Annotated in this window: 17 protein-coding genes; 4 read left to right on the top strand and 13 right to left on the bottom strand. The window is 45.4% G+C overall.

All coding sequences use genetic code 11. The annotated features are described in order from the left end of the window. The first annotated feature begins 64 nt into the window (after window positions 1-64). The 4 genes from F0265_RS03775 to katG all read left to right on the top strand — a co-directional run bounded on the left by F0265_RS03775 (window position 65) and on the right by katG (window position 4,895). Window positions 65-649 (top strand): TetR/AcrR family transcriptional regulator, encoded by a 585-nt coding sequence (locus F0265_RS03775; protein ID WP_171747853.1) that lies wholly within the window; start codon window positions 65-67, stop codon window positions 647-649. Between the two features lie 84 nt (window positions 650-733). Then, window positions 734-1,765 carry an NADP-dependent oxidoreductase gene (locus F0265_RS03770; protein WP_171747852.1) on the top strand — a complete coding sequence of 344 codons (1,032 nt, stop codon included), beginning with the start codon at window positions 734-736 and terminating at the stop codon, window positions 1,763-1,765. Window positions 1,766-1,777: 12 nt separating this feature from the next. Then, window positions 1,778-2,395, top strand: a complete 618-nt coding sequence (locus F0265_RS03765; RefSeq protein WP_171747851.1) for a glutathione S-transferase N-terminal domain-containing protein — start codon at window positions 1,778-1,780, stop codon at window positions 2,393-2,395. 322 nt (window positions 2,396-2,717) lie between these two features. Then, window positions 2,718-4,895: a catalase/peroxidase HPI gene (katG, locus tag F0265_RS03760; RefSeq protein ID WP_171747850.1), complete on the top strand. Its 2,178-nt coding sequence runs from the start codon at window positions 2,718-2,720 to the stop codon at window positions 4,893-4,895. A gap of 429 nt (window positions 4,896-5,324) precedes the next feature. Here the strand turns inward: katG and F0265_RS03755 are convergent, their stop codons facing one another. The 13 genes from F0265_RS03755 to F0265_RS03695 form a co-directional block, all read right to left on the bottom strand. Further along, window positions 5,325-5,765 carry a F0F1 ATP synthase subunit epsilon gene (locus tag F0265_RS03755; protein WP_171747849.1) on the bottom strand — a complete coding sequence of 147 codons (441 nt, stop codon included), beginning with the start codon at window positions 5,763-5,765 and terminating at the stop codon, window positions 5,325-5,327. Between the two features lie 15 nt (window positions 5,766-5,780). Beyond that, on the bottom strand, window positions 5,781-7,166 hold the full coding sequence (gene atpD, locus F0265_RS03750) for a F0F1 ATP synthase subunit beta (protein WP_171747848.1): 1,386 nt from the start codon (window positions 7,164-7,166) through the stop codon (window positions 5,781-5,783). A 23-nt stretch (window positions 7,167-7,189) separates the two neighbouring features. After that, entirely contained in the window at window positions 7,190-8,050 is an 861-nt protein-coding gene (gene atpG, locus F0265_RS03745) for a F0F1 ATP synthase subunit gamma (protein WP_171747847.1), read from the bottom strand. Between the two features lie 21 nt (window positions 8,051-8,071). Beyond that, window positions 8,072-9,610, bottom strand: a complete 1,539-nt coding sequence (gene atpA, locus F0265_RS03740; protein WP_171747846.1) for a F0F1 ATP synthase subunit alpha — start codon at window positions 9,608-9,610, stop codon at window positions 8,072-8,074. Window positions 9,611-9,622: 12 nt separating this feature from the next. Further along, window positions 9,623-10,165, bottom strand: a complete 543-nt coding sequence (locus F0265_RS03735; RefSeq protein WP_171747845.1) for a F0F1 ATP synthase subunit delta — start codon at window positions 10,163-10,165, stop codon at window positions 9,623-9,625. A gap of 8 nt (window positions 10,166-10,173) precedes the next feature. Beyond that, on the bottom strand, window positions 10,174-10,644 hold the full coding sequence (locus F0265_RS03730) for a F0F1 ATP synthase subunit B (protein WP_171747844.1): 471 nt from the start codon (window positions 10,642-10,644) through the stop codon (window positions 10,174-10,176). Between the two features lie 43 nt (window positions 10,645-10,687). Then, the gene (atpE, locus tag F0265_RS03725) at window positions 10,688-10,924 is read right to left on the bottom strand and encodes a F0F1 ATP synthase subunit C (RefSeq protein WP_004730405.1); all 237 of its coding nucleotides are present in this window, start codon (window positions 10,922-10,924) and stop codon (window positions 10,688-10,690) included. Window positions 10,925-10,973: 49 nt separating this feature from the next. Continuing rightward, complete coding sequence (atpB, locus tag F0265_RS03720) at window positions 10,974-11,741, bottom strand: F0F1 ATP synthase subunit A (RefSeq protein ID WP_171747843.1); 768 nt, start codon at window positions 11,739-11,741, stop codon at window positions 10,974-10,976. Then, complete coding sequence (locus F0265_RS03715; RefSeq protein WP_171747842.1) at window positions 11,741-12,139, bottom strand: ATP synthase subunit I; 399 nt, start codon at window positions 12,137-12,139, stop codon at window positions 11,741-11,743. The genes atpB and F0265_RS03715 overlap by 1 nt, the downstream gene beginning before the upstream one ends. 677 nt (window positions 12,140-12,816) lie before the next feature. Continuing rightward, window positions 12,817-13,695, bottom strand: coding sequence for an NAD(P)-dependent oxidoreductase (locus tag F0265_RS03710; RefSeq protein ID WP_171747841.1), 879 nt, complete (start codon window positions 13,693-13,695; stop codon window positions 12,817-12,819). Window positions 13,696-13,831: 136 nt separating this feature from the next. Beyond that, a complete protein-coding gene (locus F0265_RS03705; protein ID WP_171748178.1) occupies window positions 13,832-15,292 on the bottom strand; it encodes a hypothetical protein in 1,461 nt (486 codons plus the stop codon). Window positions 15,293-15,493: 201 nt separating this feature from the next. Further along, window positions 15,494-17,101, bottom strand: coding sequence for a hypothetical protein (locus F0265_RS03700; RefSeq protein ID WP_253809318.1), 1,608 nt, complete (start codon window positions 17,099-17,101; stop codon window positions 15,494-15,496). A 187-nt stretch (window positions 17,102-17,288) separates the two neighbouring features. Then, on the bottom strand, window positions 17,289-18,947 hold the full coding sequence (locus tag F0265_RS03695; RefSeq protein WP_171747839.1) for an ABC transporter substrate-binding protein: 1,659 nt from the start codon (window positions 18,945-18,947) through the stop codon (window positions 17,289-17,291). Window positions 18,948-19,151: the final 204 nt, after the last annotated feature.

The following is a 19,151-nucleotide window of genomic DNA, read 5'->3' as shown; positions in this document are numbered from 1 at the left end:
TTCATGTTTTATAAAGATCAATAACCACTAGACGACTGGTCTAATTTAATCTATAGTCCGCTCCATGAACGAAAAAACAAACGACACTCGCCAACATATTCTCAATGTGGGTTACGAACTAGTTGTGAACAAGGGTTTTACCGCCGTCGGTTTATCTGAACTGCTTAAAACCGCCGATGTGCCAAAAGGCTCTTTCTACCACTATTTCAAATCCAAAGAGCAATTTGGTGAAGCGCTTATTGAAGATTATTTCAGAAGCTACCTAGCTCGCATCAATGCGATTTTTAATGCTGATGAAGGCACTGGCTACCAACGTTTGATGGGCTACTTCTCTCGCTGGTTAGAAGTAGAAAATGGTGTCTGTAATGCCAACCGTTGCTTAGTGGTTAAGCTCAGTGCCGAAGTTTCTGACTTGTCTGAGCCGATGCGAATCACGCTCGCAAGCGGTGCGGGACAAGTCATTGACTCTATTGCTCAGTGCATCGAATCCGGTATCAAAGACGGTTCAATCAAGGCATTGGATGCGCAGCAAGTTGCTACCCAGCTATACCAACAATGGCTTGGCGCAAGCCTTCTAAACAAACTGGTTCAGGATCACTCACATCTTGAACGTAGCTTAGAGACCACTCAATCTCTACTTAGCGCTTAAGTTACACATTCCCGTTTGGCTTATTAACCAACGGGAATTTTTTGAAATTACAACTAGACGACTGGTCTAATAATGGGAAACACAATGACTAACAACGTAAACCGCCGCATTGTTCTTGCTTCACGCCCTGTAGGGGCTCCTGTTACCGAAAACTTCCGCTTAGAAGAAGCGGAGAAACCGACGCCTGCTCAAGGTGAATTGCTGCTACGAAGCGTCTATCTGTCGCTCGATCCGTACATGCGTGGCCGCATGAGCGATGCAAAGTCCTATGCTGACCCTGTCGCGATTGACGAGGTCATGGTCGGCGGCACAGTGTGTCAGGTTGAAATTTCGAATCATCCAGATTACCAAGTGGGCGAATGGGTATTGGCTTTCACTGGTTGGCAAGATTATGGTATTTCAGATGGTGAAGGCTTGATTAAAATGGGCATGAACCCAACTCACCCTTCCTATGCACTGGGCGTGATGGGTATGCCAGGTTTCACCGCTTACATGGGCTTGCTGGATATCGGCCAACCCAAAGCTGGTGACACCTTGGTGGTTGCAGCCGCAACAGGTGCAGTAGGCTCGATGGTCGGACAGATTGGTAAACTCAAAGGTTGCCGCGTGATTGGTGTTGCCGGTGGTGAGGAAAAGTGTCGTTATGCTAAAGAACAGCTGGGCTTTGATGAATGTATCGATCACAAAGCAGAAGATTTTGCAGACCAGTTAGCCAAAGCGTGTGACCAAGGCATCGACGTCTACTTTGAAAATGTTGGCGGTAAAGTGTTTGACGCTGTGATGCCGCTTCTGAACACTGGAGCACGAGTTCCACTGTGTGGCCTGATTTCTCAATACAATGCAACGTCTCTTCCTGAAGGCCCTGACAGAATGTCAATGCTGATGGCTCAACTGCTGATCAAGCGAATCAAAATGCAGGGCTTTATCATCTTTGATGATTACGCTCACCGCTATGAAGAGTTTGCAACCGATATGAGCCAGTGGCTTGCGGAAGGCAAAATTCACTATCGCGAGCATTTGGTGGAAGGTTTTGACAAGGCACCAGAAGCATTTATCGGCCTGCTTGAAGGTAAGAACTTTGGCAAGCTGGTTGTAAAAACCAACAGCCCACTGTAATCGGAGGTCAACGTGATTAAACTGCATCATCTTAATCAGTCTCGCTCCAAGCGTATTATCTGGTTGTTAGAAGAGCTGGGTATCGATTATGACATCGTGCCCTATCACCGCGACAGCGTGACCTTTCTCGCGCCACCAGAGCTTAAATCTATCCACCCTCTGGGTAAATCTCCGGTGATTGAAGAAGACGGGCGCGTCATTACGGAGTCTGGCGCGATCGTTGAATATCTTATCGACAAGTTTGCATCAGAGAAGCTTGCTCCAGTTAAAGGCTCTGATGACCACCTTGATTACCTGCAATGGCTGCACTTTGCAGAAAGCTCTGCCGCCCTGCCATTATTGCTAAAGATATTCGTGTCGAAAGATGGTGCTCAAATGAACTTTCTTCCGGATTATGCTGAGGTCGAACTGCATAAGGTCATGAGTTATGTCGACCAGCGTTTGGAAGGGAAGCGCTACCTCGTTGCCGACAAGCTCACTGGTGCGGACATCATGATGTCATTCATTGTTGATATTCTGACGAATTTTGGCTTGCTTGAGCGCTACACCAATATTGCCCGTTATGCCTCGCAACTTGCGAGCCACGACAGTTGGCAGACCGCCGAACAGCTTGAAATCAAGTTTGGCTAATCACTTCTACACAGGGCTGCCAAACTCCACTGGCAGCCCTGCTTTCCCTTAAGAATTCTCTTAGTATTTGTTCCCCTCACACTATCGATATGCATGAGATAGAAAACATCTATCAATAACATAGCCACAACCAGTTTTATAAACATCCGCTCTCCATCTATTCTCAATGCTAGAAAGTCAGTCCAACGACGGACATTCAATCAGACGCTTTGCCAATGGAAGACGTCTTTGGCTTTAAGCAAATAACGAATAAATCGATTGCCACCGACATAAGAAAAATCAAAGTGGCGACCGTGAATAAGCGACACTAAAGGAGCAAATCATGGAACACAAAAACGTGAATACTGGCGGTAAATGTCCTGTCATGCATGGCGGTGCAACGTCTTCAGACTCATCTAACGTAGCTTGGTGGCCAAACGCCCTCAACCTTGACATCTTGCATCAACACGACCAAAAATCGAACCCAATGGGTCTAGACTTTAACTACCGAGAAGAACTTAAAAAGCTCGACGTTGAAGCACTAAAGAATGATGTTAAAGCTCTGATGACCGATAGCCAAGACTGGTGGCCAGCAGACTGGGGCCATTACGGCGGCCTAATGATTCGCATGGCGTGGCACTCAGCAGGCTCTTATCGTACTGGCGATGGTCGCGGTGGTGCCGATACTGGCAACCAACGCTTTGCTCCTCTCAATTCCTGGCCTGATAACGCGAACTTGGACAAGGCTCGTCGCTTGCTTTGGCCTATTAAGCAGAAGTATGGCAATAAAATCAGCTGGGCTGATCTGATGATCCTTGCTGGCAACATGGCTTATGAATCTATGGGTTTGAAAACCTTCGGCTTTGCATTTGGTCGTGAAGACATCTGGCATCCAGAAAAAGACATCTACTGGGGTGCAGAAACAGAATGGCTAGCAGAAAGCGGTGGTGAAAACAGTCGCTATTCAGGTGAGCGTGACTTAGAAAACCCACTTGCCGCCGTCATGATGGGCTTAATCTACGTCAACCCTGAAGGTGTCGATGGCAAACCAGACCCACTGAAAACGGCTCAGGACATGCGTGTCACTTTTGAACGTATGGGAATGAACGACGAAGAAACTGTCGCATTGACTGCTGGCGGCCACACGGTTGGTAAGGCGCACGGTAACGGTGACGCTGCTAAACTGGGAGCAGAACCGGAGCGTGCAGAGCTAGACGAACAAGGTCTTGGTTGGAATAACCACACCTTTCGCGGTATTGGCCGTGACACCGTGACCAGTGGATTGGAAGGTGCATGGACAACCCACCCAACTCAATGGGATAACGGCTTCTTCCATCTGCTGTTCAGCTATGACTGGTCTTTGCAAAAGAGCCCAGCAGGTGCATGGCAGTGGGAACCAGACAACATCAAAGAGGAAGACAAACCTGTTGATGTCGAAGATTCGAGTATTCGTCACAACCCAATCATGACTGATGCCGATATGGCGCTGAAGATTGACCCTGAATACCGCAAGATCTCAGAGCGCTTCTACAACGATCCTGCTTACTTCTCCGACACCTTCGCTCGTGCGTGGTTTAAGCTGACTCACCGCGATATGGGGCCAAAATCGCGCTACTTCGGCCCAGATGTTCCGGCAGAAGAGCTAACTTGGCAAGACCCTGTCCCTGCTGGTCAAAGCAATTACGATGTTGAAGCGGTCAAAGCCAAAATCGCCTCAAGTGGTTTAAGCGTTAGAGATATGGTTTCAACCGCTTGGGACAGCGCTCGTACCTATCGTAACTCAGACAAACGTGGCGGCGCGAATGGTGCCCGTATCCGCCTTGCGCCACAAAATCAGTGGCAAGGTAACGAACCTGAAAAGCTCGCTAAAGTACTTTCGGTACTAGAAGGTATCGCCTCTGCGTCTGGGGTGAGTATCGCCGATACCATAGTTCTTGCAGGTAATGTTGGCATTGAGCAAGCAGCGCGCGCCGCTGGTATAGACATCTCCGTTCCTTTTGCTCCGGGACGTGGTGATGCCAGTGCTGCGCAAACGGATGTCGATTCATTTGATGTGTTAGAGCCTGTCGCAGACGGATTCCGAAACTGGCAGAAGCAGCATTACGCAGTAAGTCCTGAAGAATTGATGCTAGACCATGCACAGCTATTGGGTTTAACAGCGCCAGAAATGACGGTTCTAATTGGTGGTATGCGTGTTCTTGGGACCAACCACTCAGGCTCTCGCCACGGTGTATTCACAGATAATGTTGGTGCGCTGACGAACGATTTCTTCGTCAACCTGACAGACATGCGATACACGTGGAAACCAACAGGGCGTAACTCCTACTCTATTGTCGAGCGCAGCAGCGGTGACGAAAAATGGACAGCAACCCGAGTCGACCTTGTGTTTGGATCTAACTCCATCCTACGCGCTTACGCTGAAGTCTACGCTCAGGATGATAACAAAGAGAAATTCGTCCGCGACTTCGTAGCCGCTTGGACCAAAGTAATGAATGCTGACCGCTTCGATTTGAAACAGTAACTTGCACTGACGCCCCACGGCTTTTGTGAGTCCGTGGGGTAGCAGAGAATCGTTCTGGACAGATGTTTAACTCATCAACAATTTGGCAAAAAACTGTAGGTTGCACTAGTTTTAAATATGTAACAGCAGTTAAGAAAGGAAGCGCATATACGGCTTCACCAATCCATTAACCATAGATGTTACAAATGAGGAGAGTTGGCTATGAAAGGATTCGAATTCTTTAAGTTATTTGACACCAAAGAGCTGTTCATCTTCTACTGAGACTAAGCAACCCGCTTCAATCAGTACTGAAATCCATACGCCGATCGCTGACCTGCACGCATCGGCGTATTGTTTTTCAACAGACCCTAATCATTTCAAAGCAGTACTCATAAAAAAGAGGCACTTTACGTGCCCCAAAGGAGTGTAACTTGTTATGGTTTATCGATGTTAATGTCTAATTTTCATACTCAGCTCCACCGCTCGCAGTTGAGCCAACGCCTTTGTCAGCTCCATCTGAGCCTGAGCAAAGCTGATGTCATCCACATGCGCACGGATGTTTTCTTCTGCCGCTCTGCGTGCTGACTCTGCACGCGCTTTATCGATATCCTTCCCATGCAATGCGGTGTCCGCCAGCACGGTGACGACATCGGGCTGAACTTCGACCAAACCACCAGAGACATACAAAATCTCTTCAGGTTTAGACAAGTCACCGGTAATACGAGCAACACCCGGCTTGATTTTACTGATCAGCGGTGAGTGACCCGGACGAATACCTAACTCACCATCCGCGCCTGTCACGGCAATCGCATGGGCCGGACCCGAGTAGAGTGTGCCCTCTGCACTTACCACATTCAGTTGAAACGTATTTTGTGAAACCGCTATGGCCATATTGCCTCCCGCGCTTTACAGTTTTTTCGCTTTTTCAAGCACTTCGTCGATGTTGCCGCAGTACATAAATGCCTGCTCCGGAATATCATCGTACTGACCATCTAACAAGGCTTTAAAGCCAGCAATGGTATCTTTCAGTGGCACAAAAATACCCGGTTGACCTGTAAACACTTCGGCTACATGGTAAGGCTGAGTTAGGAAGCGTTCGACTTTACGAGCACGAGATACCAAGCGCTTATCTTCTTCAGACAGCTCATCCATACCTAAAATGGCGATGATGTCTTTTAGCTCCTTGTAACGTTGCAGCGTTTGCTGAACTTTGCGCGCCACGTTGTAATGCTCCTGACCCACTACTTGTGGATCAAGCTGACGAGACGTCGAATCCAATGGGTCAATCGCAGGGTACAGACCCAAAGCGGCGATGTTACGAGACAGAACGACAGTCGCATCCAAGTGCGCAAACGTGGTGGCTGGCGATGGGTCAGTCAAGTCATCCGCAGGTACGTAAACCGCTTGGATAGACGTGATAGAGCCACTCTTGGTTGACGTAATACGCTCTTGAAGTACACCCATCTCTTCCGCCAGTGTTGGTTGGTAACCTACCGCAGAGGGCATACGGCCAAGCAACGCCGATACCTCTGTACCTGCCAATGTGTAACGGTAAATGTTATCCACGAATAACAAAACATCACGGCCTTCATCACGGAAACGTTCTGCGATGGTCAAGCCTGTTAGCGCAACACGTAGACGGTTACCCGGTGGCTCGTTCATCTGACCGTAAACCATCGCCACTTTGTCGAGAACGCCCGCTTCTTTCATCTCAAAATAGAAGTCGTTACCCTCACGAGTACGTTCACCTACACCGGTAAATACCGACAAACCTGAGTGAGCTTTAGCAATGTTATTGATAAGCTCCATCATGTTTACCGTCTTACCTACACCCGCACCACCGAACAGACCGATCTTACCGCCCTTCGCGAACGGACAAATCAAGTCGATGACTTTAACGCCCGTTTCTAGTAGCGCAGTGCTGTTAGATTGCTCTTCGTAGCTCGGTGCATCACGGTGAATTTCGTAAGACACTTGCTCACCGATTGGACCACATTCATCGATTGGATGACCTAACACGTTCATGATACGACCTAGGGTTTCTTCGCCCACAGGTACCGTGATTGGGTTGCCAGTAGATTCCACTTCTAGGCCACGTTTAAGGCCATCCGAAGAACCCATTGCGATACAGCGAACCACTCCGCCGCCCAACTGTTGCTGAACTTCCAGCATCAGTGAGCCATCGCTGCCATCGTTGATTTTCAGTGCATCGTAAACTTTTGGGCCTTTGCCTTGTTCGAACTCGACGTCGACCACCGCACCGATGACTTTGACGATTTTGCCAATACTCATAATTTAAACCTCAAATTCTCTCTCTAAACCGCTTGTGCGCCGGATACAATTTCACTCAACTCTTGAGTGATCGCCGCTTGACGCGCTTTGTTGTAAACCAGTTGTAGGTCTTCAATCAGTTGTGCTGCGTTATCAGTCGCGGCAGACATTGCCATCATCCGCGCGGCTTGTTCACAAGCGATACTCTCAACCACACCCTGATAAACCAGTGATTCCACATAGCGTTGAATCAGGTGGTTGAGAATGTCTTGAGGAGACTGCTCGTAGAGGTAATCCCAACGAGCCTCTTTATCACGTGAAATGTCTTCTTTCGGGAACGGCAACATTTGTAATACCGTTGGTTTTTGCACCATGGTGTTTACAAACTGGTTGTAAACAAGGAACAAGCGGTCGATTTTGCCTTCGGAGTAGTGCTCCATCATGGCGTTAACCGCGCCCAACATATCTTCCAGTTTTGGAGCATCACCAAGCCCAGAAGTCTGCGCCATTACTTTCCCGAGGGACTGGAAAAAGCTGATTGCTTTCGAACCGATGAGCGTCGTATCTACTTCAACGCCCTTCTCTTGCCAACCCTGCATTTCTGCCAATACTTTTTTGAACAAGTTACTGTTCAGGCCACCACACAAACCTCGATCGGATGAGATGATGATGTAAGCCACTCGCTTCACTTCGCGTTCTTGAAGGAAAGGATGGCTGTACTCCAGCGTACCGGACGAGACGTGACCGATAACCTTACGCATATTCACTGCGTAGGGACGGGACGCCTGCATGTTCTCCTGCACTTTGCGCATCTTGCTGGCGGCGACCATTTGCATCGCACTGGTAATCTTTTGCGTGCTACTCACGCTAGCAATTTTGGTGCGAATCTCTTTGGTATTTGCCATAACGGACTCCTGTTAGTGGTCCTACGATTGCAGCGCAGTGAACTCTTTCAGCAAGCTGTGCAGCTCACTCTCGATCTCGTCGTTGTAATCACCGGATTGGTTGATCTTGTCCAGTAGCGGCTGCGCGTTTGTACGACTAAATGCCATCAACTCATCTTCAAAACGAGAAATTTGGTTTAACGCCACATCAGTGAGGTAGCCCTTCTCTGCCGCAAAGATCGACAGTGCCTGCTCAGCAACCGTCATTGGTGCGTACTGTTTCTGCTTCATGAGCTCAGTGACTTTCTCACCGTGGTCAAGCTGACGACGTGTCGCTTCATCTAAGTCAGAAGAGAACTGAGCAAACGCGGCCAATTCACGGTATTGCGCCAACGCGGTACGAATACCACCCGACAGCTTCTTGATCACTTTGGTTTGCGCTGCACCACCTACACGAGATACCGAAATACCTGGGTCAACCGCTGGACGTAAGCCAGAGTTGAATAGCTGAGTTTGCAGGAAGATTTGACCATCGGTAATCGAGATTACGTTGGTTGGTACGAACGCCGATACGTCACCCGCTTGGGTTTCGATGATTGGCAGTGCGGTTAGAGAACCAGTTTTGCCTTTTACTTCACCGTTAGTGAATCGCTCTACGTATTCTTCGTTAACACGCGCTGCACGTTCTAGAAGGCGTGAGTGGAGGTAGAAAACATCACCCGGGAAGGCTTCACGACCTGGTGGGCGTTTTAGAAGTAGTGAGATTTGACGGTAAGCCACTGCCTGTTTTGATAGGTCATCATAGACAATCAGCGCATCTTCACCACGGTCGCGGAAGTATTCGCCCATGGTACAACCTGCGTATGGCGCTAGGTATTGCAGCGCTGCCGCTTCTGATGCTGATGCAACCACAACAATGGTGTTTTCTAGTGCGCCGTGCTCTTCTAACTTGCGAACCACGTTGGCAATGGTCGAGGCTTTTTGACCAATTGCGACGTAAATACATTTAACGCCCAGTTCTTTTTGGTTGATGATGGCATCAATCGCCATCGCGGTTTTACCTGTCTGACGGTCACCGATGATCAACTCACGTTGACCGCGGCCGATTGGCACCATGGAGTCCACCGCTTTGTAACCAGTTTGGATTGGTTGGTCGACAGACTTACGGTCGATAACACCAGGGGCAATCACCTCAACCGGGTCCATACGGTCGAATGACACTGCGCCTTTACCATCGATTGGTTGACCTAGCGTGTTCACTACACGACCTAGCAAACCGTTACCGACTGGCACTTCAAGAATACGACCCGTACCTTTTACTTTCATCCCTTCTGACAAGTCCGCATATGGGCCCATCACAACGGCTCCGACTGAATGACGCTCTAAGTTCAGTGCCAACGCAAAGCGGTTATCTGGCAGTTCTAGCATCTCGCCTTGCATAACATCAGCAAGACCGTGAATTGTGATGATGCCGTCACTCACAGAGACGATAGTACCTTCATTTCTCGCTTCACTTTCGAGGTTGAAGTTAACAATTCGCTCTCTGATTAATTCACTGATTTCATTTGAATTTAATTGCATTTCTATACCCCGTTACACATGTAGGTTGGTCGCCAATCGGCTTAGGTTGGTGAGGACACTGCCGTCATACACGGTCTGCCCTGCTGTGATCACCACACCACCTACAAGGGATGGATCCAGTTGTGTTTCTAGTGTGATGGCTTTACCGTATTTTTCGGTTAACGCTTGTTTAAGCCTTACCATCTGTTCCTCATCCAGAAGTTCTGAAACACGTACTGTTACTGTCATGGTTCGTTCGCAATCCGCTTTCATCTCTTGGAACTGAACGCTAACTTCACTGAGCGCTTTTAGGCGCTTGTTCTCTTCCATAATGCGAAGAAAATTCTCGAAGTTTTGATTCAACCATTCACCGCCAGCATGAAGAATCAGGTCCAACAATGGTTGTTCAGAACCGTCTTCATTAAGGTCATTCAAGACCAGACGCGTGTTAGGTTGTTCCAAGACCACTTGGGTAATCGCAAACATTTGTTGCCAATCGTCCAAGCATTCTGCATCGCGAGCGTAATCAAACGCCGCTTTTGCGTAGGGTTGAGCTACCACTGTCAATTCGGACATGTGCCCTCCTACATTTCGTTGATGAAGCGGTTCACCAAATCGCGGTTAGCCGAGCTATCCAGATTGCGATTGATCAGCTTGCTGGCACTTTCAATCACCAGATCCGCCATTTCATCTTTCAGCTCTTGGCGAACTTTGCTGCGTTCGCATTCCACTTCCGCTTTGCCTTCTGCGACAATGCGCGCTTTCTCTTGATTTGCTAGGTCAACCGCTTCCGCAACCATCTGTTCTTGACGTTGCTTACCTTGGTTGATGATGGCGTGAGCTTTTGAGCGAGCTTCTGTCAGCAGCGCTTCACCATTCGCTTTTGCCAGTTCTAACTCTTGTGCTGCTTTTTCTGTTTGCTCAAGACCTTGGGCAATTTCAGCACGACGTTCATCAAGCAGTTTTACAAGTGGTGGCCAGACATATTTCATGCACAGCCAAACGAAAATCACGAAGGAGATCGCCTGACCAAACATTGAGGCATTTAAGTTCATAGCACCCTCTCTTCTATAACGTTATGAAAACTAATAATTCGAATTACGCTACAGCGAAGATGATGTACAAGCCGATACCCACACCGATCATTGGCACCGCATCTACAAGGCCCATCATGATGAAGAACTGAGTACGAAGCATTGGGGTCAAATCAGGTTGACGAGCCACACCTTCAAGGTACTTACCTGCAAGGTTACCGATACCTGATGCGGCGCCCGCTGCACCAAGACCGATCAGTAGTGCACCCGCTACGTAAAGAACTGCGCTAACGATATCCATAACAACTCCTAGAATTGAATTTTTTAATTAAGAAATAAGATTTTTGAAATTAATGCTCTTCAACAGCCATGCCGAGATAAACGACGGTCAGTACCATGAAAATAAAGGCTTGAAGAACAACAATAAGAATGTGGAACAGCGCCCAAGGAACACTTAGTGCCCATTGCATCCACCACGGCATTAACGCAATGAGAATGAAGATCATTTCACCTGCATACATATTGCCAAATAGTCGAAGACCCAAAGATATTGGTTTAGAAATTAACGTTACCAATTCAAGAACTAAGTTCACTGGATATAACAGTGGATGTGAAAATGGTTGAGTGGTTAACTCCTTAATAAAACCTTTCACGCCTTTATTTTTAAATGTATATCCTAAAACCAATATAAATACCCCCAGAGCCATAGACATCGTAATATTGACATCGGCGGAAGGTAAATCTCTAAAGTGTTCTATCCCCAACGAACGAGTAAAAGCTGGTATTAAATCAATAGGTAACAAGTCAATAGCATTCATTAACAATACCCAGACAAATATCGTCAACGCTAACGGACCTATTATCTTGTCTTTAGCTTGAAATATTTCCTTTACGATATCATCAACAAATTCAAATATAACTTCAATTAAACACTGAAAGCGCCCTGGAACGCCTTTCGTTCCTTTTTTCACTGCATGGCGGAATGATAAAATGAATACAGCACCGGTTAACCAAACCATGATCATGGAATCAATATTAATCCCAAACCAACCATTTCCAGCCGTGAGAAAAGTCAGGTGGTGCTCAATATATTGATGAGCAGACTGGACAGTATACATTATGCTTTCCTTTCTAATTGGTCTTTAAACATCGGCGTCAAGAAATGCCCCAACATGGTCACACTGAAGCCAATCAAAACCACAATGTTGCGAAGCGCCATGAACCTAAACGTCAGAACAAACATTACAATGGTATAAATCACCTTGATGTTGCGACTTAAGTGCATGAGGTCACGTAAGCTCTTATCAGGTTTTAGCCTTGATTTCACAGATGCGAACACCATACCCAGGACTGATGGGAGAATGGCGATCAGTACACCGCACAGAGCCGATTCTGCGCTCAGCGTATTGTTTCGCATGTATTCATACACAATGAATACAAACCCCAAACTCGCCTGGGCAACAAGAATCCTCCTTCCGGCAACCAAAATTGGATCGCTGTTAATATTTACACTCATAAATCACCCTAAATCAGAATAAATTGTCATTATTCTTTAAAAGTTAAATTTATATTATTTCCGTAATAATTGACTGCTCAGAATAATCATATAATTAAATATCACAAAAACAGTGAAATCTGATAATTATTCTTCACAGGCGTTGGATATATGATTACCAATATCCATGAATCCGTGCTCTAAAAAATATACACCCGAGAATTAAAAAATCGAAATCACAAAAAATGAAAATTATCATTTCAGATTTGAAGTAATAAATCATTTGAAGTTCAAAATATGAATATATAAATTAAATAGGCAGTCTTTATCAGCATTAAGACGAAAAGCTCTATCACATGGATGTGATTCTCACCGATAGAGTGTTGGACATTAATTATATTTGTATGAAGTTTCCCACTTTAGTAATTAAACGATTTAGCTACATCAAGTTGAATATATTAATAAAATGTTTCATCAGTTAACTTCTATGACAATTCGAGGTTAAATGCCGTAGGCAGACACTAATGCCCAATATTCGTCACAGTAACCAGTGCTGAATAGGAAAGAATCGTAAAGTATCAAAGAGATGAGAGTGGCAGATATTGGGAATGGAAGGCGCGATAGCGCCTTCATTGGCGGTATTGATTATGTACTTAACGAGTTAATATCAAGAAACAATGATGTTTACGATCACCCAGCTACTGATTCTTAGCCACCGCTTTCATCAATACAGAAGTATCCATACGTCCGTAGCCATCTTGTTGTAGCTCAGCGTATTGCTCATCGACCTTCTTCGTTAACGGTAAATCAAGTCCGACTCGTTCCGCTTCCTTTAGACAGAACCCTAAGTCTTTGCGCATCCAATCAATGGCAAAACCAAAATCGAATTTATTTTGTGACATTGTCACGGCGCGATTTTCCATTTGCCATGAGCCTGCTGCACCATGTTTGAGGGTTTCAACCACTTGCTCAACATCCAAACCTGACTTTTGAGCAAGTAATAGCGCTTCGCTAAGCCCTTGGAGAATACCGCCAATACAGATTTGGTTGACCATTTTACAGCGTTGACCCTGACCGTTTTCTCCCAGTAATGTCATTTGTTTAGCGTACACATCCATCACTGGTGAGATTTGTTCGAACACAGCTTGATCACCACCACACATAATGGTCAACACGCCGTTTTCAGCACCCGCTTGACCACCAGAAACTGGCGCATCAATAAACTGATTGCCGTTTTCTTTTGCTGCAGCCGCCAATTCAACCGCCAGCTCAGCAGAGGTTGTCGTATGGTCCACCAGCACGGCACCTGCTTTCAATCCAGCAAGAACGCCATCGTCGCCGTAAATGACACTGCGTACATCGTCGTCATTACCCACACAAACGAACACAACATCACAATCCTGAGCCGCTTGTTTAGGCGTCTCACACGCTGTGCCCTGATATTCCTCTGCCCACTTGTCTGCTTTGGCTTTGGTGCGATTGAACACCTTCGTTACATGACCGGCTTTGCTAAGGTAACCCGCCATTGGGTAACCCATCACACCCAGACCAATAAAGGCGACTTTCTGCTGACTCATTCTGATTTCCCTTTGTATTTTGTAATTAGGGGCACAGTCTACTAAACATTCTCTCTTTGGTTTACTACAAATACTTGCTAAATGGTTCCCGCTAAAGAAAAGCCCCATTAAGGGGCTCAATCTCTAAACACAACACTCATTTACACTTTGACCAAGTCTTTCCTTTGTCCAAGGAACATTCCAACGAAGAGGTACCATTGTGGTAATAAGTATTCTTCCACCAATCCCCAATAGCATTTCTTGAAATTGTGATACCGTCGAATTTATACGGTGTTACAGCCACTTGAGAAGACTTAGATCTCACCCATGTATGTGCCCCGTAATCTGAGTCGTCATTGAAATCTGAGGATATATAACTTAGTTGATCCAATGTACTACGGCTAAAACTATCGACCTTCTGTTCAATGTTTACCCATTCTGGATATTTGGGATCGGGATAATAACCAAAAGTATGCTGGGCACGTAACATACCATCACGATAATTATTAACGACTGTCACTTCCAAAGATTGGGTGAAATTACTTCCCACATTGTTGTTTTTGCAGCTATCCCAATCCAGTTCTTGCGTGCTTGAGCTGTTACTGACACGGTAAGTTTTCAGAGAGTTGGGTTGAACAAGCTGCTCAATTGACTCCGTGATGTAACAGCTGTAGCTGGCGTTATCTTCGTTGATCCATAATGAAGCATTCTTAGTGTAATCAAACCCTGCTTTCTTTTTCGTATTTCGCTCTGTGTGGCGGGTTAATAGTACTTCGGTCTTTAAGTCTTCTAACACTTCATATTCTGTGTGTACCAGCTTAGTTTCAGTGAGAACCGTTTTGACTTTATACCACTTATCAACTTTTTGCTTTGTATCTTCGTCCCAGTATTTCCAGTAGTAATCTATGTAGGCTTGATGAACCCCTGAGTTCTCCAGTTGAAGTGCTTTGGTATCACTGTACGACTGTCTAATCGCGGGCATCATCTTCTGAGCTAATTCGTACAGCTCTTTGTTATCATCCTTAATGAAATCGCCGTAAATTTTATCTACTGCGATGTTGTAGCGGGCCGCAATACGGTGATCGTGCTCCTTCACATTTTGAATAACCTTTTCTTGGGTGTTAACAGCTGATCTCAACGCCGTACAACTAGTGATACCGCTTTCATGCAGATCTTCCTGAATTTGATTCCACAATACCGTCGTTAGAGGAGTTGTGGATTTTATCTCATGCTCAGAACTCAGTGTCATCGCTGGAGGAAAAACAAGCTGATACGGTTTACTGATAGGCGTATTAGGAGCATCTGCATCAATCGCACCGACAGGGACATTTACAACAATAGGCGCGTAATCAATACAATCAGAGTTACTACCAGACAAGGATAAGCGATAGCTGCCCTCAGAATTAGTCACAGCACTCGGCTCGCCAGAATCTAACTGACCGTTGTAGTTGATATCTAAGAACGCCGTCGCTCCAGAGATGTATCCATCAATAGCCACACCTTGAAGACTTCGTGTTTGTGATGAAGCGCTAGAGCTAGATGAGCCACCGTCGCCGCCTCCCCCGCATGCAACTATGCCTATAGAGAAGGGGACAACAGCAAGAAGTTTAAGATTCATTGCAAAATTTCCGATGAAAAGTGAAAGGCAAAAACGCGCCACTAAGGATTTAATGGCGCGTAGCGTTATAGCAGTGGTTAACGCATTGAGAATACTAACGACTGTGAGCTTGGAAAAACATGTAAGAAATGGATGAAAATAGTGCATGTTTTTTCATTCAAATGGCCTACTTTCTCACGTAACCCACTATTTTTAAGTGGCTCATTGTTGCAAAAGTGCAGCTGTAACCTTAAGTACTGGTAGTCTAGTATTGTTAAGAACCTTATCGTTATTGGTGAAAGGAGACAGTGAACTTGAACATTGAGCCCACTCACCAAGTTGGCTTTCAGAACACTCATATACAGAGCGGCCATCATCGTAGTCAGTTTCCATATACCAATCTCCATTTGAGTCCTTTGTTGTAATCACTTGATACTGTAACGACTCATTCTGACCAAACACACTTTGCCCAAACTCAGCTTTCGATCTCACCCAACGTACTGAGTCGTGAGCCGAGTTTTCACTAAAATCGGTGCCTATATAGAAAAAACTTCCCAGCAAATTTCCATTAACATTATTCAAAGTAGGATCCACGTCTACCCATTTGGCATAGGGAGTATGTTGGTCATAAGTAAAACGATGCCCAGTAATGACTGTCCCTTGATCCTGACTATTATTAATCGCCATCACTTCTATGGTTTGCTCAAAATCAGCCCCACCAACATAATTACCAAAACAATCGTCCATACTGGACTCTTTTTTAGTACCAGATTGATTGGTTACTTCATAAATAGTCATTGAATTTGCATCGGTAACTCGAGATTCCTCAATAGTTTCTTTAATTGTGCAATTAAATGAACGACTCAAAATAGACTCTTGATTACCCTCAGCTTCTCTACGCAGGCTGTACTCTCTTGTATAGGACAAGTCACTATTCTCGGCTGTGTGTGTCACAATATGCTCAAGCAATTGAGGGTCAACAAGCTCGCTCGTTACTTCATATGCTCTTGTTTCTACCTTTGAATCACTCTTTGTCACTTGAACTTTGTACCATTGGTCGTTCAGCCCGCCATTGGTATCCTTTTTACTGCGTACAATGTAACTAACATAAGCTTCTTCGGCTGCTGGGTTTTCTTGTCTCAACATTTTTGATTCACGATAAGACTCCTTGATTACTGGCATTAGTTTCTGTGTAAGCGCTTTTACTTCACTGTCATCCTCTTTTATGAAGTCACTATACAGTTGCTCTACACTAACGTTATTCCGGCTCGCCACACCGTTTTCTAATTCCTGAATGCTATTGTCTGTAATGCCTTGCAACTGAATCGCAAGTTTTAGGTCTGCACAACTACTCATAGCATTATCTTCTAGGTCCAGTTTTAGCTTCATCTCGTTCCAAAGCATGGAAGTCAATGGGGTCGTTGACCTAATTTCAGAATCTGAAGTCGTCATCTTTACTGGAGGAAAGAACAGCTGATACGGCTCTTCAATTGGATTGTTTGGATCGTCAGCATCAATTGCACCAACAGGTACATCAACCACGATTGGCGCATAATCAATACAATCTGCATTATCTCCGGATAGAGAAAGCTCATATCGACCATTGGCATCGGTAATACTCTTTGGTTCACCGCTATCCAGCTCACCGTTGTAGTTCAGATCAAGAAATGCAGTCGCACCTAATATGTAGCCATCAATAGCAACACCTTGAATTGATTTAGATTGAAGAGAGGATGGCGAAGTGGATGACGAGGTTGCTCCTCCGTCACCACCTCCACAGGCTGTCAAAAGTGTAGAAACAGTCGCGATAGTTATAATTTTGGAAGTCATGATAATAAGCCCTGACACATATTTCCTATGAGTAAAACTGCACCGCACAGAGCAAGTGCATCCTGATGTGTAATCATTGGTAACACGTGCCGATGGTATAGGCTTTGATAGGCATAAAACATGAAAGGGTTTAACGAAAACCATGCATGTTTTATTAACCATCCATTATCAATAAAGTGATATTAACTTATTGTTTTTCCTTATCAATCCAAAGTTTATAGAACTCACTCAGTCCAGATTTATTCGTTTCAACACCATGAACTTCAAGGCTACGTGAAATCTTTTCTTTGCCATGGAACAGAGGCAAAAGCAGGTTATTGTCATACAAAGCCTGCTCAATTTTCCGCAATGAATAGACGTACAAAATATCGCTCATTGCGTGCTTCACTTGCTCATAATGAACATCCATTTCTGTTTGATCGTAAATGAACTTCAGGCCGGAGCTAGCAAGAAGCCAGTCATACAATCCAAACTCTTCAGGCTGCTCTATGACTTCTTCAATAAATAGAATATCGGCATGGCCGCTGACTGAACTTGGATTACTGATATCCTCTAACTCGAGAATCTCAAGGGTCAGTCCGGTTTCTAGAATTGTGCTCTTTATCCACCCAGCGATCTTTTGCAGGCAAGGAATGGTCAGCCGGGGCATGGTCAGTACTAGGTGTCCAATTAAGTGTGGTGGCGCGTCATCAGAAACACTGTCAAAGCAAGGTGCAAAGCCCACATCATTAACAACAGTTTCTGAGTCCAACTTAGCTCGGCAACGACGTAAGTACTCAACAAGTTGATGGAGGTTGCTTCGGCTGATTCCTGCATCAGGCCTTGTATTGATGGCAAGGTAAGACAAAGCATTGATAGTACTCTCCTCACAATCTCCATCCTTATTGAAACTGATGCTAAAGTCACTCAGCTCTGAAGAAGACGACAAGGTGATCTTATCTAGCAAGGCAGATTGCGCATAGTAGTTACGATGTCGTTTTAACACCAAGCGCTCTCGATCCCAATCCTTCAGATAGAAAGGACCGCTTCCTATATACGTACTTAGGCCACTTGAGAAATACGCCGATTTGAGGCGATAGATCGAAGCATGAACCAAACATAAAACATGCAAAAACAAAGTATTAGGTTGCTGCAGCTCAATCGTTACTTGCCCTGCACCAAGGATGCGTATTTCAACGACCTGCTCAAAGAGATACTTCACCGGTCCATCGGTAACCTTGAGCTTGTTAAGACATTCAGCAACATCAGTGGCTTCTAAGTTTTCCCCGTCATGGCAAACTATCCCCTGACGCAGCCACAAATGAATAAAACGTCCTTCCACTTTCCAACAATGCGCCAGTCCCGCTTGAATACGTCCTGATTCATCTTGCACCAACAAAGTACTATAAATGCTGCGGATTACCTGCATTTCAGCGATACGGTATGTCTTAGCTGGTTCAAGTGTGTCTACCCATGGATATTCAGTGATTAGCAAACTATCGCAGCGTTCATTAGCACTCGCACGAGTTGCTGTTGCTTCAGCCATGGCTTTTACTGCAAGGTGCCCATACAGCTCCATCAAACGAGAAATACAAGAAAAGCGTCCTTGTTCGAGCTCTTTATTGAATGTTTGCTCGAGTGCCCCTTGTAGGTTGTGCAAGATCTTAAACTGACTGAGCTTTCCTCTCCCCTTAGAGGGAAGCCAACTGATCCAACCTATGTCAGACAAGCTTCTCAGAATATTGGAAGTGTTTCTTCTTGAAGTAGATAACGCTATTTCCAGTTCATCGATCGATAGGTGATATGTTTTCCCTGCTTCATATTTGATAAGCAGTTGTTGGAGTCTGCGTATGCTTACGTCGTTCAATGGTCCACCTTAACTCAACAAATAATAAATAACGGTTTCGTCAACGTTACAAAAAAGTGCTCAAGCTAGCACTTTGTACAACTTTCGAACAATTCGTTCAAAAAACGACCTCAAAGCCTGCAAAGTTCTACTCTACTAGAAATTTTATAAATTGAACCCCTACAGAGTGTGACCGCAATTCAGTCTTCTATTTCGAGCACTACT

Source organism: Vibrio sp. RE88 (assembly GCF_013113835.1).
Classification (GTDB): domain Bacteria; phylum Pseudomonadota; class Gammaproteobacteria; order Enterobacterales; family Vibrionaceae; genus Vibrio.
Note: the sequence above shows the minus strand (reverse complement) of the source record. Positions and strands in the feature narration are given on the sequence as shown.

Bases quoted from the DNA above. Each gene is read 5' to 3' on its own strand.
- katG (WP_171747850.1), top strand. From the start codon at position 2,718: ATGGAACACAAAAACGTGAATACTGGCGGTAAATGTCCTGTCATGCAT.
- atpA (WP_171747846.1), bottom strand. From the start codon at position 9,610: ATGCAATTAAATTCAAATGAAATCAGTGAATTAATCAGAGAGCGAATT.
- F0265_RS03735 (WP_171747845.1), bottom strand. From the start codon at position 10,165: ATGTCCGAATTGACAGTGGTAGCTCAACCCTACGCAAAAGCGGCGTTT.
- atpB (WP_171747843.1), bottom strand. From the start codon at position 11,741: ATGTATACTGTCCAGTCTGCTCATCAATATATTGAGCACCACCTGACT.
- F0265_RS03700 (WP_253809318.1), bottom strand. From the start codon at position 17,101: ATGACTTCCAAAATTATAACTATCGCGACTGTTTCTACACTTTTGACA.
- F0265_RS03715 (WP_171747842.1), bottom strand. From the start codon at position 12,139: ATGAGTGTAAATATTAACAGCGATCCAATTTTGGTTGCCGGAAGGAGG.
- atpD (WP_171747848.1), bottom strand. From the start codon at position 7,166: ATGAGTATTGGCAAAATCGTCAAAGTCATCGGTGCGGTGGTCGACGTC.
- atpG (WP_171747847.1), bottom strand. From the start codon at position 8,050: ATGGCAAATACCAAAGAGATTCGCACCAAAATTGCTAGCGTGAGTAGC.
- F0265_RS03730 (WP_171747844.1), bottom strand. From the start codon at position 10,644: ATGAACTTAAATGCCTCAATGTTTGGTCAGGCGATCTCCTTCGTGATT.
- F0265_RS03755 (WP_171747849.1), bottom strand. From the start codon at position 5,765: ATGGCCATAGCGGTTTCACAAAATACGTTTCAACTGAATGTGGTAAGT.
- F0265_RS03770 (WP_171747852.1), top strand. From the start codon at position 734: ATGACTAACAACGTAAACCGCCGCATTGTTCTTGCTTCACGCCCTGTA.
- F0265_RS03710 (WP_171747841.1), bottom strand. From the start codon at position 13,695: ATGAGTCAGCAGAAAGTCGCCTTTATTGGTCTGGGTGTGATGGGTTAC.
- atpE (WP_004730405.1), bottom strand. From the start codon at position 10,924: ATGGATATCGTTAGCGCAGTTCTTTACGTAGCGGGTGCACTACTGATC.
- F0265_RS03705 (WP_171748178.1), bottom strand. From the start codon at position 15,292: ATGAATCTTAAACTTCTTGCTGTTGTCCCCTTCTCTATAGGCATAGTT.
- F0265_RS03775 (WP_171747853.1), top strand. From the start codon at position 65: ATGAACGAAAAAACAAACGACACTCGCCAACATATTCTCAATGTGGGT.